At 41.8% G+C, this 18,116-nt stretch carries 9 protein-coding genes, 2 tRNA genes and 1 pseudogene; 7 read left to right on the plus strand and 5 right to left on the minus strand.

The features are described from left to right. Nucleotides 1-233, minus strand: a pseudogene (locus BIZ39_RS22045) (hypothetical protein); the annotation flags it as partial. 369 nt (nucleotides 234-602) lie between these two features. On the opposite strand from BIZ39_RS22045, the gene BIZ39_RS22550 reads away from it, so the two are divergent. From BIZ39_RS22550 to BIZ39_RS16885, 4 genes are all read left to right on the plus strand, one after another. Further along, complete coding sequence (locus tag BIZ39_RS22550; RefSeq protein WP_024017276.1) at nucleotides 603-3,305, plus strand: LuxR C-terminal-related transcriptional regulator; 2,703 nt, start codon at nucleotides 603-605, stop codon at nucleotides 3,303-3,305. A 278-nt stretch (nucleotides 3,306-3,583) separates the two neighbouring features. Continuing rightward, on the plus strand, nucleotides 3,584-6,013 hold the full coding sequence (locus tag BIZ39_RS16875) for a TonB-dependent receptor (RefSeq protein ID WP_187447532.1): 2,430 nt from the start codon (nucleotides 3,584-3,586) through the stop codon (nucleotides 6,011-6,013). 101 nt (nucleotides 6,014-6,114) lie between these two features. Then, nucleotides 6,115-7,140, plus strand: a complete 1,026-nt coding sequence (locus BIZ39_RS16880) for an MBL fold metallo-hydrolase (protein ID WP_024017274.1) — start codon at nucleotides 6,115-6,117, stop codon at nucleotides 7,138-7,140. A gap of 199 nt (nucleotides 7,141-7,339) precedes the next feature. Then, the gene (locus BIZ39_RS16885) at nucleotides 7,340-9,628 is read left to right on the plus strand and encodes a multiheme c-type cytochrome (protein ID WP_187447533.1); all 2,289 of its coding nucleotides are present in this window, start codon (nucleotides 7,340-7,342) and stop codon (nucleotides 9,626-9,628) included. Between the two features lie 401 nt (nucleotides 9,629-10,029). Here the strand turns inward: BIZ39_RS16885 and BIZ39_RS16890 are convergent. The 4 genes from BIZ39_RS16890 to istA (BIZ39_RS16905) form a co-directional block, all read right to left on the minus strand. After that, a tRNA-Val gene (locus BIZ39_RS16890) sits at nucleotides 10,030-10,105 on the minus strand. A gap of 40 nt (nucleotides 10,106-10,145) precedes the next feature. Then, a tRNA-Val gene (locus BIZ39_RS16895) sits at nucleotides 10,146-10,221 on the minus strand. Nucleotides 10,222-10,565: 344 nt separating this feature from the next. After that, nucleotides 10,566-11,300, minus strand: a complete 735-nt coding sequence (gene istB / locus BIZ39_RS16900; RefSeq protein WP_187447534.1) for an IS21-like element helper ATPase IstB — start codon at nucleotides 11,298-11,300, stop codon at nucleotides 10,566-10,568. A gap of 9 nt (nucleotides 11,301-11,309) precedes the next feature. Beyond that, the gene (istA, locus tag BIZ39_RS16905; protein ID WP_187447535.1) at nucleotides 11,310-12,806 is read right to left on the minus strand and encodes an IS21 family transposase; all 1,497 of its coding nucleotides are present in this window, start codon (nucleotides 12,804-12,806) and stop codon (nucleotides 11,310-11,312) included. Nucleotides 12,807-12,963: 157 nt separating this feature from the next. Between istA (BIZ39_RS16905) and istA (BIZ39_RS16910) the strand changes: the two genes are divergently transcribed. The 3 genes from istA (BIZ39_RS16910) to BIZ39_RS16920 form a co-directional block, all read left to right on the plus strand. Next, entirely contained in the window at nucleotides 12,964-14,496 is a 1,533-nt protein-coding gene (gene istA, locus BIZ39_RS16910) for an IS21 family transposase (RefSeq protein WP_187447536.1), read from the plus strand. Nucleotides 14,497-14,505: 9 nt separating this feature from the next. Beyond that, on the plus strand, nucleotides 14,506-15,246 hold the full coding sequence (gene istB / locus BIZ39_RS16915) for an IS21-like element helper ATPase IstB (RefSeq protein ID WP_187447537.1): 741 nt from the start codon (nucleotides 14,506-14,508) through the stop codon (nucleotides 15,244-15,246). 307 nt (nucleotides 15,247-15,553) lie between these two features. After that, a partial coding sequence (locus tag BIZ39_RS16920) for a hypothetical protein (RefSeq protein ID WP_187447538.1) occupies nucleotides 15,554-18,116 on the plus strand: 2,563 nt, incomplete at its 3' end.

Genomic DNA, 18,116 nt, shown 5'->3' on the forward strand with positions numbered 1-18,116 from the left:
AGAAAGTGTTTAGGCTTCAAGCAGCCAGCGATTGTATTTAAAGAAATGGCATTGGCTGCTTGATATTGACGAGTGTCGCACTTCGCAGTTGAATTCGGGTCCATGCCTATATCATCTCCCCATATCGCTAATACATTAGGGCGTGAAGGATCTTCTGTTGCATGTACAGGAGTCGTTAAACAGAGTAACAAAGCACTGCTAGCAAGTATTTTTAATGATGTAATAATTTTCAAAATAATTGTCCGTTAATAGAGCAAAAGTTTATTCAATAGTTTGAATATGCTTGTTTTTATGAATTTTATTTAAACTACATTTATAATATTTCTATCAAGCTAAAAAGCGTATTAATAGCCGATTAAAACTATCCTAGTTTTTAACTATAGATGTTTTGATTAGGGCATGCTGGTCTTAACAAGCAAAAAAATGGTCTGTGCGGGCTATATCTAGTAAACATAAAATACTCGTTAGAAAATTACTTTATACTATGTTTCTGTTCATTAAAAAAAGAACTACAATGTATAATAATATCAATAATGTAGGGCTAGCATATGCGTATTACTTTGACGCATCTACATTACTAATTATGAATAATAGGGCGCTTTGTGCAAATTTCTGCAGCTAAATTTACTCCTAAAGTAATTACCAAACATTTAATAGAGCAGACAGAATTAGTTCAGCATTTAACTGCAAAACCGTTACGTAATGTAGCGATAGTGCAAGGGCTTGCTGGTTATGGTAAAACAACCTTACTTTTACAATACCTTGCTTGGTTACAAGCAAAAAAAGCCCGCACAATTTGGATTAATTTAGAAAAAGCTGACAATGATATATCACGTTTATTGCAAGTGGTTAGTGAAGCTAGTAATGCATCAGTATCGGGCTCGAGTAAAGTAGCTACAAAAGAAAACCCACATAATACTGACGACTTAAATGTATTGTTGTCGGCTATTGCTGATAATGAACAGCCTTTTTATCTTTTTCTTGATAATTTTGACGTAATAACAGAACCGTCAACGTTAAGTATTTTAAGTGACGCCCTTAATCATTTAAAAAGTCATCAGCAAATTATTATTGCTTCTCGCACTGCGCCAAAGCTTGCTTTGTCAAAATTGAAAATAGCAGATAACTTAATAGAGGTTTCAACATCGGAGCTAAAATTTAGCTTTGAGCAAACTAAAGTATATTTTTCTCGTTTTGGTGATATTCAACTAAATGAAGAACAAATATGCAAATTATATGAATTAACCGATGGCTGGCCTGCAGCATTAAAGCTGTCTACTTTTTTGATCAAACAACCAGAGCAACTTAGTCAACTGACGGTAGACGGAAAAGTTACCAGTGAGCTGTTTGATGATTATTTAATTGAAAACATTTTTAACCACAAATCTGCTGAACAACAAGAGTTTTTAGTAAAGACATCAATTCTGTCAGAGTTTAATTTGCCACTTTGCCAGCATTTATTAGCTGACACTTTTTCCGCTGGAAGAGCAGCGACAATGCTAAATGAAGATCTTGAAGAGTCGATATTGATTGAGTCAACCAATCAACAACAATCTTGGTTAAGTTATCACCAATTGTTTGCAAGCTTTTTAATTAAACTATTAAAACGAGATTATGCAGAACAGGTAGAGCCATTGCACGTTAAAGCGGCAAAGTGGTTTAAAGAAAATAACAGGCCAAGATTAGCAATAGAGCATGCTATAGCTGGTAATGCCAATGAACTTGCCGCTCAAATGATGGATGACTTTGCTCTACCTATGTTAAGAAAAGCGCAGTTTAATACATTAGCTGATTGGACAAATAGCATTTCTTCTGAGTTATTAAATCAACATATTAATTTGTATTTAGCAAAAACATGGGCTGATTTATTTTATAAACGCACATTATTGGTTGAGAAGGATATTTCTCAAATTAGTGAGTGGCAAAAGGCTAATAAGTTAACTAAAGAGCAGCAGCGTATTTTTACGTCTTTAAAAATATCGTTTAGCATAATGTCTGACAATAATGATGAGACGCTAAACGTAGTACAAGCATTGTTGGCTGATAATCAACCTAGTAACCATTCATTGGTTAGAATTGGTTTTTATAATATTCAAGCGTACATCCATTTAAGCCAAGCAAAATTTGAAGATGCAAGAATTGATGGTATGAATGCGTTGGCGTTAACGCAATTTATGGGTAAAAACAAATCATCAGATAATGTTTTTTTTACCGTAACTTATGCTCATGCCGTTCAAGCTTTTGCTCTATTATTGCAAGGAAAACTTAAAAGAGCACTCGCAGTAGCTGAGCAAGGGCTTAGAGATTTTTATCAGCAAGACTTTATTGAGTCAGCAAATGCTTATGGCGTACTTCCAGCGTATACAAGTTTACTATATGAAACGAATAAGTTAGATGACTGCGAAACTATTCTTACAAGAAACCTCTCGTTAATTAGGCAGTTTGCGTTACCAGAATGGTTAGCAGTAAGTTATTTATGCTTGGCGCGAATTCATTTGGCAAAAAATAATACTAATGATGCTATTAAAGTAATTGAGACACTTGAACAGATAGGTTATTCCGATCATTTACCTCGACTTTCGGCTATTGCGCGGTGGGAGCTGGTGAGGATCCACCTTAATAATGGTGAGGTCATATTAGCAAACGACATTGCTGAACGTATTAGTAGCGAAAATTTAGTGGTTAAAAAAGCGCAGTGCTCAATCGCTGCAGACAATGAGGCTGATACTATTACCAGCATTCGACTTTTGTTAGCAAACCAGCAATACAAGAAAGCGTTAAAGCAAATAGCTGATGCAATCGAGCAGTCGCAACCTAATCGCCATTATCGCATATTAAAATTAGAAGTTTTAAAAGTAGTTGCGTTAAAGCAGAGCAATGAACATAGACAAGCATTAAGGCTGCTAACTAAATTAGTAGCTCAAGGCCAAAATGAAGGGTTTGTTCGGACGTTTGTTGATGAAGGCGAAGTGATTAGCGAGCTATTAAAAGAGTTATACCAAACCTTAGATGACTATAACTCTAAACTAGCACTTTATATAGCATCTTTATTAGCCGCTTTTGGTATTGAAGCTAACGCGGCGCAATACGAAGAAGTAAATAATAGGCTAATTGAACCACTTACCAAGCGAGAAGAAGAGTTATTGCACCTCATTAATAAAGGCCATACTAATAGCAAAATTAGTGCGTTACTAAGCTTGTCAGAAAGTACAGTTAAGTGGCATTTAAGCAATTTATTTTCAAAATTAGGGGTTAAAAGAAGAAATCAAGCTACCTCAAAAGCACGAGAACTTGGTTTATTATAAATTTATTTTTGCTTAATTTGACGTCTTTTTACCTACTTGATAAAGCATTGAACGATTCTAAAGAAACTTATCAAAGCCCCAAATGTATAACGGTCTAGCTTGAATGTCGTTTTGGATATGAGCCTACAAAACTTAGTTACTTTTCTATCAAATTTTAAAACGTTAGCTATATTTAAGACAATTAAATAGCAGAATATGACCTGAATTTCGCATAAAGGACTCTACTATTGATAAAAGATAACAATAAATTTAAGTGAAATTAACAATCGGGGAAAGTTATGAGAACCAACAATGTTTTTGTAAAAAGTCGCTTAGCGGCGGCTATCGGGGTTTCATTCTTATTTTCAGGCAGCTTGTACGCAGAAGAAGCTGCTGGTGAGCAGGCTGAAAAAGCCAAAGAGAAATCTGGCTTAGAAGTCATCCAAGTAACAGCTCGTAAAAGAGTAGAGTCAGTTCAAACAGTACCTTCAAGTGTTAACGCGGTAACAGGCGAACATATGGAAGGCATGGGCGTACACAGTGTTAACGACCTTACTAAGTTTGTTCCAGGTCTTGAACAGCCAGAACTAGCTAACCATTCACGTTTATCACTTCGTGGTGTTTCATCAGGTGATAACCAGTCATTTGAACAGTCTGTAGGAACATATGTAGACGGTGTATACCGTGGTCGTATGAATCAACTGCGTTCAGGTTTCTTCGATATGGAGCGTGTGGAGGTATTAAAGGGCCCACAAGTGTCACTTTACGGTAACAGCTCAGTTGGTGGTGCGTTAAGCATGGCTACTAAGCGTCCTGAAGTTGGTGATGAACTAAATGGTAACTTTACCGTTAAATATGAAACAGAATATGAAGAGTCACAAATTTTAGGCGGTGTAAATATACCAGTAACAGACGAATTTGCTGTTCGCGTTGCGGGTAAATGGCGTGACCAAAGTGGTGGTGCGGCATTTAACCATTATACGGGTAAAGTTGAAAACTCTTATGAAGATTCAGCGTTTCGTGTCAGTGCGGTATGGGAGCCGAGTGATGAATGGAGTATTTACCTTCGTCATGAACAAGCAGATTTTGAAAAACATGGTGAATCGTTAGCTATTTATGCGCATGTAAACCCTGATTTTACACCAAACCCTAATTCGCCATTAGCTCCGTTTGGTATTGGCACAGGTGATTTAAATACGGGTAATGACGATAGTATTTTTAACAATGGTCCGTCGGGTAACTATAACGACAGTGACGAAACCATGTTGGAAGTGGTTTGGAACATTAACGACGACATGACATTAACGTCAATTACTGCTGACAGTAATTATGATTATTATCATACGCTTGATGTTGATATGACACCGGCAAACTTTATGTCGACAAATACACCTGAAGATTACAGTCAGTTTTCTCAAGAATTGCGTTTAGATACTGAAATAAACGACCAATTAAACATTATGGCAGGCCTTTATTATCAAGATGCAGATTTTAATACAGGTTTTGATGTTGACTTTTATATGCCTTATGTAAGCACATTAATTGGTAGCCCATTAGAGTTTGGTTCATTTTCTCGTTCAAACTATTTAAGGCAGAATACTGAACAGCAAGCGATATTTACGCAATTTGACTACAATCCAACAGATAAATTGAGTTTAACGCTTGGTGTTCGTTATACCGATATTACTAAAACTGCAACACAAGGTTTAAGATTACTTGATATTGATGGTTCTACGTACGATGAAGCGCCATACCCTGAAGGTCACCCATTTGCTGGTTTAACGCCTGCATTGTTTAGTTATTGGGGGGTTTTAAAGTCTGTGGGTGCTCCGCATGAATTTCAAGATATGGTACGCGAAGAAGATCACTTAATGTTACAAGCAAGTGCTAGTTATCATTTCTCTGATGACTTTATGGGTTATGTAAATTACGCCGATGGTGCTAAAGCGGGTGGTTTTGATACGCTTTATGAAGGCCCAGTTACAGCGAGCCCTCTTGGCACATCACCTGGACCTTCAGCGGGTACGCCAGAAGATACTGAATTTGAAGATGAAAGTGTATCAGCGTGGGAAGTGGGCTTTAAGTCAGACTGGGAAACAGTTCGCTTGAATGTTGCAGCCTTTTATGGTGTTTACGACAACCTACAAACGTCGATTTTCAATGGTTCTATTGGATTTAACGTAGGTAATGCAGGTAAATCAATTCAAAAAGGTGTTGATGTAGAGTTTATCTGGCAAGCAACAGATGATCTAAAAATTACTGCAAATGCGGAATACTTAGATTTTTACTACGATGAATTCCAAGGTGCAGCGTGTAGCTTAACTGAAGTTTATAGAGGTGAGCAGGGCGCAGATGGCAAGTGTGACTGGTCTGGTGATAGCCTTGCTTGGGTGCCTGAGTTTACTGCGGTTGTAGCTGTGGAGCATATTGCAGAAGTGTTTGGTGATTATGAATTAGTTAATATGTTAAGTGTTAGCTATAAGTCTAAACATACGGTCGATTCAGATAATGAAGTAAACCTTACTCAGGATGGCTACGCTTTAGTTGACTATCGCGTCACACTAACACCAGCAGACAGCAATTGGCATGCTGCATTTACTGTAAACAACTTGTTAGATGAAGACTATGAAGTTTACCTAACTAAGATCCCATTAATTGCAGGTGCATATTCTAATGGTGTTCATCAAAGTAAACGTCGTATTAACTTCGAAGTAGGTTTTAACTTCTAAATTAAACTCGAATAATTGCTCGCAAGTTAAGGCGAAAGTAAGGTGACATTGTTACCTTACTATCGCCTTTTTTTCGCTCGTCTATTTTTGGAAAGTATAAAATGTTAAAGAATTTCAAAGAAAAAGCCCCCGAACCTCAACACCTGTTGCATGTAGGTAATAACTTATATTGGCTGCGCATTAGTATGCCATTTGCACTTGATCATATAAATATTTGGCTAATAGAAGAAGCTGATGGTTGGGTGGTAATTGATACTGGCCCGAATACATCAAAAGCCAAAGAGCAGTGGCTTGCGGTAATAAATAACCAGTTAAAAGGTAAACCAATCACTCGCATTATTTGTACTCATGGTCACCCTGATCATATTGGCTTAGTGGGTTGGCTACTTGAAGAGCTAGAGCACAAGCCTAGTTTTAGTATTTCAATGCCTGATTACAAATATTATCAAATGTTATTTTCTTGTGAGCCAAGTGTACCAAGAGATCAGCTCAATGAGTTTTATACTGGATACGGTGAAGGACAAAAACAAGTAAAGGCTTATTTTAGGAATATTGATACCTTTCGCAGTATTATTTACCCTGTAGACTCACCTTGTCAGGTATTACAAGATGAGCAAATAGTTACTTTAGGTAATCATCAATGGCGAATAGTGATGGGCTATGGCCATGCGTCGGAGCATGCATGTTTTTATTGTCAGGAATTAGATATTCTTATTGCTGGTGATCAAATATTACCGAGTATCACGCCAAATATCAGTATTTGGCCTGATGCGCCTGATGCTAACCCTATGCAATTATATTTTGATTCAGCACAGCACATATCAACAGTGATTACAGATGAAACCTTGATTTTGCCAGCACATGGTTTAGCTTTTTATGGTGGTGTTAGCCGATTAAATAAAATAGTTTATGGGCATAAAGAAAAGCTTGAACAGCTTTATCTGCATTGTAAAGAACCCAAACAAGTTAATGAAACTTATCAAGTGTTATTTAACTGTGAAGTTGACTCAGGTAATGACTTATTTGCATTTGGTGAAGCATTAGCTAGTTTGCAAATATTGGTTAAAGCGGGTCGCTTAAAAGTGACTCTTAATGAGCAAGGTGTAAAGTTATTCCAACAAGCTTAGGCTAAGTTGTGTAGAATTAATAATTTATAGATTGATAAGCTTTGCTTTGTAAATGGTTAGCATTACAACCATGTAGTTAATCACATTATTTGTGTATCGGGTGTTTAAGAGCACTGGGCAATAAATTTATTTTATCTTGCGTAATAGCTAAAAAACTTCTTTAAGTTTTGTTTTAATTTATTAATTTTAAGGGATAACTTTGCTAATTCGGTTTAAAACATCAATGGCTTTAATTTGGTGTTTCTTTGTCTTTTCATTATTTGTTAGTTTTAAAAGTGAAGCTAACAAAGACTTAAGCTGTGCTTCTTGTCATCAAACTCAAACACTAGCTTGGAAAAGCTCACACCATTTTCACTCTATGGCTGAAGTATCATCGGACTCTAATTTGGGAGATTTTACTTTAGGCAAGGTTAAGCTAAACGATGAAGAAATAAAGCTACTGATTCAAGACGACAAGTATTTAATAACTATGCCTGGAGTAGATGGAAGCCCAGTAACTAAAGAGTTACTTTATACTTTTGGTTATTACCCGCTACAACAATATATGTTTAGTGATGGAGCAGGAAAGTATCAATTTATTCCTTACGCTTGGGACAGTCGCTCAAAAGCTGAAGGTGGACAAAGGTGGTTTAACCTTTATCCTGAACTTAATGCTGAAGATGAATTTCATTGGACGCAAATGGGGCAAAACTGGAATCAAAACTGCGCCGATTGCCACAGTACAAACTTTAAGAAAGGCTTTGATTTAGAAACACTTTCATATCAGTCGAGTTATGACATCATTAATGTTAGTTGTTCCGCTTGTCATCAGGGAAGTGAGCAACATTTAACGTGGGTAAAAAATCCTGATAGTAAAATAAAAAATCCTGACAGTAATAAAAATAAATTTGGCTTTAGCCAAGATATTTCAACAAAAGTACCCGCATTTGCTACTAATGACTTAGGTAAGCTATTTCCAACAACGCGAGTGAAAAAAACACAGCAAGTGGAAGTATGTGCTCAGTGTCATAGCCGAAGATCACAACTGTCAGATCACACTGAATCAGTGCCATATCATCAGCAATATCAATCGTCATTAGTAAATACGCCTTTATATTACCCTGACGGGCAAATTTTTGATGAAGTATATGTATATGGTTCGTTCAAGCAAAGTAAAATGTATCAAAATGGTGTTACTTGTACTAATTGCCATGATCCGCATACTTTAAAGCTTAAACATGAAGGTAACGCCACCTGTACCCAATGTCATAGTGCAGAGCAGTACGATATTAGATCACATCACCAACACCTTGCTAATTCAGCTGGTTCACAATGTGTTAATTGCCATATGCCTGAAACCACTTATATGGAAGTTGATGATCGTCGTGACCATTCGTTTAAAGTTCCGCGTCCTGATTTAAGTGTCACGCTTGGTGTGCCAAATGCTTGCCAGTCTTGTCATAGTGATATAGCCAATGACCAACATGCCAAACAGTTAACAAAGTGGTTTCCTAATTCAACATATCAGAAAGAAAAAGGCTACGCTCATGCCTTTGCTTTAGCTGATAGCGGCGACTTTACCGCTATACCTGCATTAATGGCTATTGCCAATGTCCCGACAAACCCTGAACTTATTAGGGCTTCGGCTGTTTCACGTATATTTGGTGCTAGAAATAATAGAGAACTTATTGGCTTTATTAGTAAGCAGCTTAATAGTAGCGATATTATGTTGGTACTCGCTGCGATTAGAGCATCAGGGCAATTAAGTTTAATCAATCGCTCACTAAAGCTTATCCCTTTACTTACACATCAAGAAAAGCCTGTCAGAATGGCGGCAGGGCGCCAGTTGGTGGAAAACCTGGCTGATCCGACATTTGTTGGAGAAAAACGGCAACAGTTAGAAAAAGCGGTTGCAGAATACATTGAAGGACAATTGTATCAAGCTGATAGAGCGACCGCCCACGTAAATATTGGACAAGTGTATGCTTTGAAAAGAGACTTTAAACAAGCTGAAGAAGCTTTATTAACTGCGATAAAAGTAGAAGATATTTTTATGCCTGCTTATGTTTATTTAGCTGAAGTTTATCGACAACAAGGCGATGAATTCAAAGTAGAAAAAATACTAAAACAAGGGCTAGAAGTTAATAATAAAGCCGCAGATTTATATTTTCAGTTAGCGCTTTCTAAAGTGCGCCAAAAGAATAAACAAGCAGCTTTACCATTGTTTGATAAAGCGGTAGCTAATGAGGCTAGAAATCCTAGATATTTATATACTAGGGCCGTTTTATTACAAGAAAACCAGCAACTTCAAGCAGCTAAAGCTGATTATGGTTTAGCACATCAAATAGTGCCTAACAATCCAGATTATCTTTACGGGTTAGTGAGTGTTTTAATTTCGCTTAAATCGTTTGATGAAGCGTTACATTACGCTTATCAGCTTAATCAATTAGTACCTAATAATCAGCAAGTACAGCAGTTGATTCAGTTTATTAGGTATTCAAATCGCTAAAGGTATAAATAGTTTTTAATTAGTACATAAGAATAAGCTATAACTTTCGAGCAATAGCTTTTTACCTTCTAATAAGAGTTTACTCTAGTTCAGCTTGTCGTATTCAAGAAAATATAGGTATTGTCATACCGCACTTGTTGCCGTATCTCCTGAACGTAATGATGCTTTTAACGTACTTTTCGGGAGATTCCCGATAAAAACATTCGGGAATGACAGTTAGCTGAATTGAACAGTTTGTCTTTAGTTTTTATTAAATATTACGCGAAAACAATAAAGTGGTGGACGATACTGAGCTTGAACAAGTGACTTGGTGCGGGTTGTAAAGAGTAGAAGGTGCTCGCACCGCTTTTAACTGCGTACAGCAAATAACTATGGATAAAATAGATAAAAATAAAAGTAAGTGGTGGACGATACTGGGCTTGAACCAGTGACCCCCGCCTTGTAAGGGCGGTGCTCTCCCAACTGAGCTAATCGTCCATATATATCAGATAGTGATATGAATCTAAGGGTAAATGATTGGTGGACGATACTGGGCTTGAACCAGTGACCCCCGCCTTGTAAGGGCGGTGCTCTCCCAACTGAGCTAATCGTCCAATCATTTTCAGAGACATTTTGCTAAAAGCAGAAGTGGTGGACGATACTGGGCTTTATCCAGTGACTTGGTGCGGGCTTGTAAAGAGCAGAAGGTGTTTTCCCTTATTTTCTTTAGCTACGCAAGTCTTTTGTCTACCTAACACTTAAAACAAAGTGGTGGACGATACTGGGCTTGAACCAGTGACCCCCGCCTTGTAAGGGCGGTGCTCTCCCAACTGCGTATTAGGCATTTACCGATCACTAATTCCGGCCTCTCGATCACCCCAATTCTGATACACCCGATCACTGGTATTATGGCTTGCCCGATCAGTAGTTGTGGCAGACCGCAGTCTGCCACAGGTATTTACCTCATGGTTTGTTGCTTTCTCATTGACTCCCCAGTGAGGGTTATCCGGTGAGCATTGTGGATGAGGCGATCTAGTAGCGCATCGGCAACCGTGCCGTTACTTATCATTGAATGCCATTGCTCTACAGGTAGCTGACTACAGATGATGGTGCTACTTACGTCGTGCCTGTCTTCTACCACCTCCAGTAAGTCTGTTGCCTGTTTGACGGTGAGTTTTTCCAGTCCCCAGTCATCCAGGATCAGTAGCTGTTGTTTCGCTATCGTTGCTAGCTGCTTGGTGTAACTGCCATCAGCGTGGCCGATGTGTAAGTGCTCGTTTAATCGTGGTAATCGCCAGTAACCAACACGTATTCCCTGGCGACACGCTTGTTCACCAAGCGCACAAGCTACATAGGTTTTACCGCCACCTGTGGCTCCGGTAACAATGATATTCTGATGATGACTAAGATATCCGCCATTTAATAAATCGGCCATTCTTGGCTTTTGTAATCCGCGGCCATTGTCGTATGACAGTTCTTCCGGTGTTGCATTTAACCTGAGTCGTGCCTGTTTACGAAGTCGGTTGATGCGGTTTGTCCGTCTTTGGTTCATTTCATGGTCAACCAGCAGGGACAACCGTTCCTCGAAGGCTAATTCACAGTAGGTGTTGGGTTGAGCGCGTTGCTGTTTTAACATATCCGCAATCCCTGTCATGCGCAGTTGCTGTAATTGTTGGATGAGTAGATCGTTCATTTGAGTTCCTTATTTGTAATATTTAGGGCCGCGGATGTTGTGATGAGTGAGATTGGGCGTTTCAACGTCATCCACTTTCGGGGCATTATCAAGGTGGGTGTGCAACAGCGATTTCACGCTGGCTCGACAGGGATTACCTATATCAATAGCCCGGCGACAGGCTTGTTCCAGGCGACTTTCGCCGTATTTCTTTGCAAGGTTAAGTAGCCCAAGGCAGGCCCGATAACCTTGCTCTGGATGTGGTTTGCTTTGCAGAATGGCGTCGGTGACTTCAAGTGTGGAAGGGCCGATCTGCTTTGCCCAGTTCTTGAGTCTTCCGGGTGACCATTTCTGATGCTGATGATTGGCAGGCATATGCTCATCAACACAGGTAAAGCCACCTTTTCGGTCACTACGCATGTGTTGTGCAATGCACTCGCGTTGGTAGTAAATCCGAATAAGCCGCTTAGAAGCCTGTATTTCAACTGACTTGCCGACAAAGAGGTGAGGAACTGAGTAGAAATGGTCTTTGTACAAGACATGGTAATCAATACCGACTCTGGCAATATGGATTTCAGTGTATTCCCATGGTGTTGTGGGTAACGGGGCCAGCTCTGGTTTATCCAGCGATTCAAACAAGGTTTGTCGGTTTCCCGGTAATCGCTGGAATGGTTTCTGATTCAGTTCATGCAGTAACGCCCGAATAGCAACATTAAGGCCTGATAAGGTATGGAAGACCTGATGCCGCAATTTTGCCATTATCCATCGTTCCACAATGAGTACGGCATTTTCTGCTTTCGCTTTATCTTTTGGCTTCAGAGGTCTTGCAGGCATCACGGCGCAGCCATAATGATTCGCTAATGACTGGTAAGCTGTATTCAACTGAGGTTCAAATCGACAGGCTCTGGTGACCGCTGACTTGAGATTGTCCGGTACCAGCAATTGCGGCACGCCGCCGAAGAAGGCAAACATAGCCACATGCGCCTCCAGCCAGCTTTCGAGCTTCTGGTTTTCTGTGGCAATCGCAAAGGTGTAGTTTGACGCGCCCAGTACCGCAACAAAGACCTGGGCATTACGCACTTCTCCGGTGCCGGGATTTACAATCGGTAATGTCGGCCCACAGAAGTCGATAAATAGCTTCTCGCCTGCTTTATGCGTAAATCGCATCGAGCGCTTTTGCTGGGATTTCCATTCACGATAATTGTCGCAAAACTGGCTGTAGCTATAGCAAGCATCAGGGTAATTAGCCTGATATTCCTCCCAGAGCAGCAGTTTAGTTACACCTTTACGCCGCAGTTCAATATCCATCAGGCCATAATCAGGTTTAATACGGCCCGCTTTCCTGTCAGGATAAAGTGACTGATGTAGCCATTGATCGGAGGCATGCTCAGGTAACGGCCAGCCACAATCCAGGGTTCTGAATTTACCGAGAATATCAGATATAGTGGCAGCCCCTGCATACACCGGAGCAATCCGGACATCGATTCCGGCATTATCCGGACACCCTTTCCGTTTTAATCCGGACACCGATTCCGGGATAAACCAGCCAGTTTTCTGCTAACTCCGGAATCACTGTCCGATTAGGCGGAAACCCTGTCCGGAATGCCGGAATCCCTCTCTTTTCTCTTTTAAATCAATTAGTCACAATCCTCGTTATCGATTGAATTATAGCGAGGACGTGAGCATGACAAAAAAGAGGACATCTATGGCAAATATCAAAGAGATTTTGCGCCTTAAATTCGAATGTGGTTTTTCTGTCAGAAAGATCGCCGCCTGTACGAAGGCAGGACGCTCGACCATCTCTGATATCCTGACGCGCTTTGAACAAAGCGCATTGCGCTGGCCACTTACCGACAACTGCTCCGATACCGCGTTAACACAGGCCCTGTATCGGGAAAAAACGGCGGCTCAAAATAAGGTCATGCCTGATTTCGCCCAGTGCTTTATCGAGCTTAAGCGTAAAGGCATGACCAAGCAGCTTCTGTGGGAAGAATATGTCGCCGAGCATCAGCACAGAGCCTACCGTTACAGTCAGTTCTGTGAGCATTACCTTCGATGGCATAAGATGCAAAAGCGGAGTATGCGTCAGATCCACACTGCCGGCGATAAGCTGTTTATCGACTACTGTGGCCCGACAATCCCGGTCGTGAATCCTGATACCGGAGAGGTTCGTTATGCGCAGATCTTCGTTGCAACGTTGGGGGCATCCAATTACACCTACGTCGAAGCCTGCCCAAGTCAAAAACTGGAGCATTGGCTGGAAGCGCACGCAAACGCCTTCACGCACTTCGGAGGCGTGCCAGCGCTTCTGATCCCGGATAACCTTAAAGCCGCGGTCACCAAAACGGATCGTTACGAGCCGAAACTCAACGACAGTTATCGTAAACTCGCGAATCATTACGGCACTGCGGTGATGCCCACGCGACCTTATAAACCGAAGGATAAAGCCAAGGCAGAAAACGCGGTACTGATTGTTGAACGCTGGATCATGATGCGTCTTCGCCACCGCGTATTCCATACCTTCCATGTATTAAATCTGGCGATCCGCGAGCTGATGGACGATCTGAATCAAAGAGAGATGAAACAACTGGGCGCGAGCCGTAAAGCCTTATTCGACAGCCTGGATAAACCCGCCCTGAAACCTCTCCCGGTTCAGCGCTATCTGTATACAGAAAGCAAACGCGCCAAGGTAGGGCCGGACTATCACATCGAATACAGACAACACTATTACTCGGTCCCTCACCAACTGGTAGGCCAGCATGTTGAACTGGAGGCGAACGTGCGGCTAATCCAGATCTACCACCAGGGAAACCTGGTGTCTCAACATCCGGCCAGCCAGAAAGCGCACGGCCTCAGTACTCACACGGAGCATATGCCCAGCAACCATCAGTACCAGAAGTGGTCACCGGAGCGCTTACTGAACTGGGGTGGCAATGTTGGGGCGGCTACCCGGCAGGTTGTCAGTACTCAGCTCAGCGCCAAAGATCACCCCGCGCAAGCGTACCGTAGTTGTCTTGGTCTGCTTAATCTCACCAAAAAATACGGCGATGTGCGCCTGGAACAGGCCTGTAAAGATGCGCTGATGGTGAATAAACCCTATCTGCGTTTTATCAGAAACCTGCTTAAAAACCACCGGGAAGGCCAGTTATCTTCCGAGTCTCATACCACCCCGGATATCCAGCACAGCAATGTGCGTGGCCCAAATAGTTACCACTAGGAGAACGACATGAATCAGCTTAATGAACAACTAAGAACCCTGCGTCTTGGTCACGCCGCCAAGGGCCTTGAACAGCAGCGGGAGCAACTCTCCACCTACGCCGAGTTAACGTTCGAGGAGCGGCTTAGTCTGCGCCTTGAAAGCGAGGTGCTGGGGCGAAGCCGGGCCAGGATCGAACGCCTTAAACGACAAGCCAAGCTACGTATTGATGCCTCACCTAATCAGCTTATCTACAAAGAGGATCGGGGCCTAAAACGCATTCAGATAAGTGAACTATTAACCGGGAGCTACCTGCTAAAGCACCAGAATATCCTGATCACCGGACCAACAGGTGCCGGTAAAACTTACGTGGCCTGCGCATTGGCAACCCAGGCCTGTGAGCAGACGTACAGCGTTCGTTACTACCGCCTTAGCCGTTTACTGGATGATCTGAGTTCAGGACGGCTGGATGGCAGTTATCAAAAACAGCTTCTGGCCTTATCAAAGAAACAGCTGCTGGTAATCGATGACTGGGGAATGGAAAAGATGAGCCAGGAGCAAGCCGGTCATCTGCTGGAGTTACTGGAGGATCGTTATCAAACAGCCAGTACCATCATGGTAAGCCAGCTCCCGGTTAAAGAATGGTACAACATGATAGGCAACGCCACGGTGGCAGATGCCTTGCTGGACAGGCTGATCCACAACAGTCATCGGATTGAGTTGGGAGGAGAATCAATGAGAAAACTGGCGCAATCCGGACAGATAGGATAAAAATAGGGTTAGAGAAAAGCGAGGAAAACAGGCGTCCGGATTAAACCGGTGCCGGTGTCCGGATTAGCCGGAATATGCATCAAATCAAAGCGCTCTATCATGCCAGTCAAAACGGCTATGAAAAACTACAACTAACTCGGATACTGCGAGACATAGAAACTGTAGATAACTCAGTTGTCCGAAAATTTATTAATGAAACATACCATATTGAAAATGAGTTCATCTTCCAGCTAGATCCATCGCTGTTCGATCTAATGCCCGAATATGTTGTGAAGGAATGCGATAAAATTGTTGAGGCATTTGAATAATGAGTTATTACGCAAAATTTGATGGATGGAATGAGCTAAGAGTCGAGGACCTCCTAGTAGCATACCGAAAAGCAAAAGCCGACTGTTTTTTCGAAAACACCTTCCCCACTGCAATTAAGTTTGCAGAATACGAACAAGACCTGCTGACCAACTTAAACTGCCTATTAAGCCGATTAAAGAGTAATTCAGGCTTTAAAAGCGATGAAGAGCTGCTTGGAGATTTCCGATTACTACCTAAGAAGCTATCTACTGATAGAAAGGCAGATTGCAGCGAAAATGGTCATGTGCATTTCTCCAAACCAGAGCGGGCGGTCGAAAGTCTGTTCAAGAATTACGCTATAACGCCTGAATTCAGAATTGTGGGTGACTTTCCGGTAGATACCCATATCATTTCAGCCTTGTGGACCAATATGATTGGCCACCAGTTTGATGCCAAGCTCGACGACAGCTGCTATGGCGCACGGCTAAAGCGAATCAGGAACGATGAACTATTCGTAGAGGACGATGAGAAGCCATTTCACATCAGTTCCATTGGATCATTTGTGCCCTATTTTCAGCCATATCAAAAGTGGCGAAGCGATGGTTTAAAGGCCATTCGTGACGAGCTGGAAAAGGATCGCGACGTAATTGCGGTTTCTCTCGATTTGAAGAGCTACTACCACTTTATTGACCCTATGGCGATTTCTGGTACAGCGTTACTTGAAGCACTTGATCTTGAGCTGACAGATGAAGAGAAGGCCTTTACCGAACAACTCGCAAGTGTTCTATCTGCCTGGGCTGTAGGTGCTGAAAAATTCGGCCAATCCGTTGGGGGCAAGAAAGCCAAGATAAACGGAGGATTAGTGATCGGCCTGACGTGCAGCCGTGTTATTTCCAATGCTTTACTTCACAGGTGGGACAAGCTTGTTCAGGAAAAATTAGCGCCGATTCACTATGGCCGCTATGTAGATGATATGTTTCTGGTATTACGTGATACGGGCACGATCACCAATAGTTTAGATCTGATGAACATGGTTCAGTCTAGAATAGGCGAAAGCTATATTTCACAAAACGCCAAGAACGATAAGGTTTGGGAGATTAATCAGGGGGCGGAATTCCAAGGCAAGACCAGAATATCGCTTCAGTCTGACAAGCAAAAGTTATTTGTATTGCAAGGGCGTGCAGGCCTTGACCTACTGGACAGTATCGAAAAGGAGATATATGAACTTTCCAGCGAGCACCGTTTGATGCCATCGCCAGATCAATTAGAGCACTCCACGGCAGCCAAGGTGCTATCCGCTGCAGGAAGTGTGGGCGAAAATGCAGATACATTGCGTCGGGCCGATGGCCTGACTATTCGTCGGTTAGGATGGTCACTACAGCTGCGCCACGTAGAAACCATGGCTCGGGATCTGCCACCAAATCAATGGAAGGAGCAGCGCGAGGAATTTTATCAGTTTGCTCATAACCATATCTTACGAGCAGACAATCTCTTTGCTCATTTTAACTACTTACCAAGACTACTCGGCTTTGCAATCAGCATGAATGAGTGGGAGCAGGCTGAGCAAATAGCGGTGAAGTCCTATCGAGCGATCGATACCTTAGCTTCAGAAGTTGGCAGAGGTAAAACGGTTCGCATTAACGGATGCGATGCTAAAGTACTAAAAGATCTTTGGGGTTATATCAAAGGTACTTTAACTTGGCTGTTTATTGATGCCGCAACCCGATACTACGATCCTGACAAGCTTTTCCAGGTTGAACGTCGTCCGCTCAAAAGAAAACGTTTAGCGAAGTTGTTTTTACAGAATATTTTAAGCAATACAGCATTTAGGAATTTTCTTAAAATCAGTTTCACTGAAACTGATTTTGAAAAAATGGCGCCACTTGTCGCTCTTGCTGACCTAGCGAAAGAACCGTATAAACAGATACTTAAGAGTAAATCTGCAAAAGAGCTTGTTGGCAGGCGAAAAGGTGGAAAAGAAAACCTGCTTATGAGGAAGCTAGACTCTTCTGGTCTTATTGACGTTTATGCCTTAAAAGAATTTCTCAGTTCTACTACATCTTCTAGGCTTATTCATGTAGAGAAAGGAAGAAGAAAAAACGAAAGTTACTTGCCCTACATCTTTCCTACTCGACCTTTATCTCCATCCGAAATATCCGAATTAGCGCCTGAATGTGTGGGTTTACCTTTCGCATCTGGTAAAGCCGCTCCTAATCGACCAGCTGTTATGTGGGCTAAATACACCCAGGTTTTGCGTGGCGTATGGATAAAACCCACTCTTCTGGCTGTGGAACAAGACGCCAGCGATAAGAAAGCAAAGCGACGCAAAAAGTATCTGAAAATTGGCACTGACAGTAAAGACAAGGTGGTGGTTGCATTAACCAACCTGCGTACCGAAGACAGCGATTGGGCTGCTACCGCATGCAATAAGCCGAATTTAAGCCGCGAGCGTTACCAGAAAATATCCAAATTGGTTAACGATGTATTAAAGCTAAATCCTAAGCCGGATTACGCCCTTTTCCCAGAGCTTTCAATCCCATTGCGCTGGCTGAACAGCATTGCCGCCAGATTGAGTGCGGCGG

The sequence above is a fragment of the Alteromonas sp. BZK5 genome (assembly GCF_014349115.1).
GTDB classification, from domain to species: domain Bacteria; phylum Pseudomonadota; class Gammaproteobacteria; order Enterobacterales; family Alteromonadaceae; genus Alteromonas; species Alteromonas macleodii.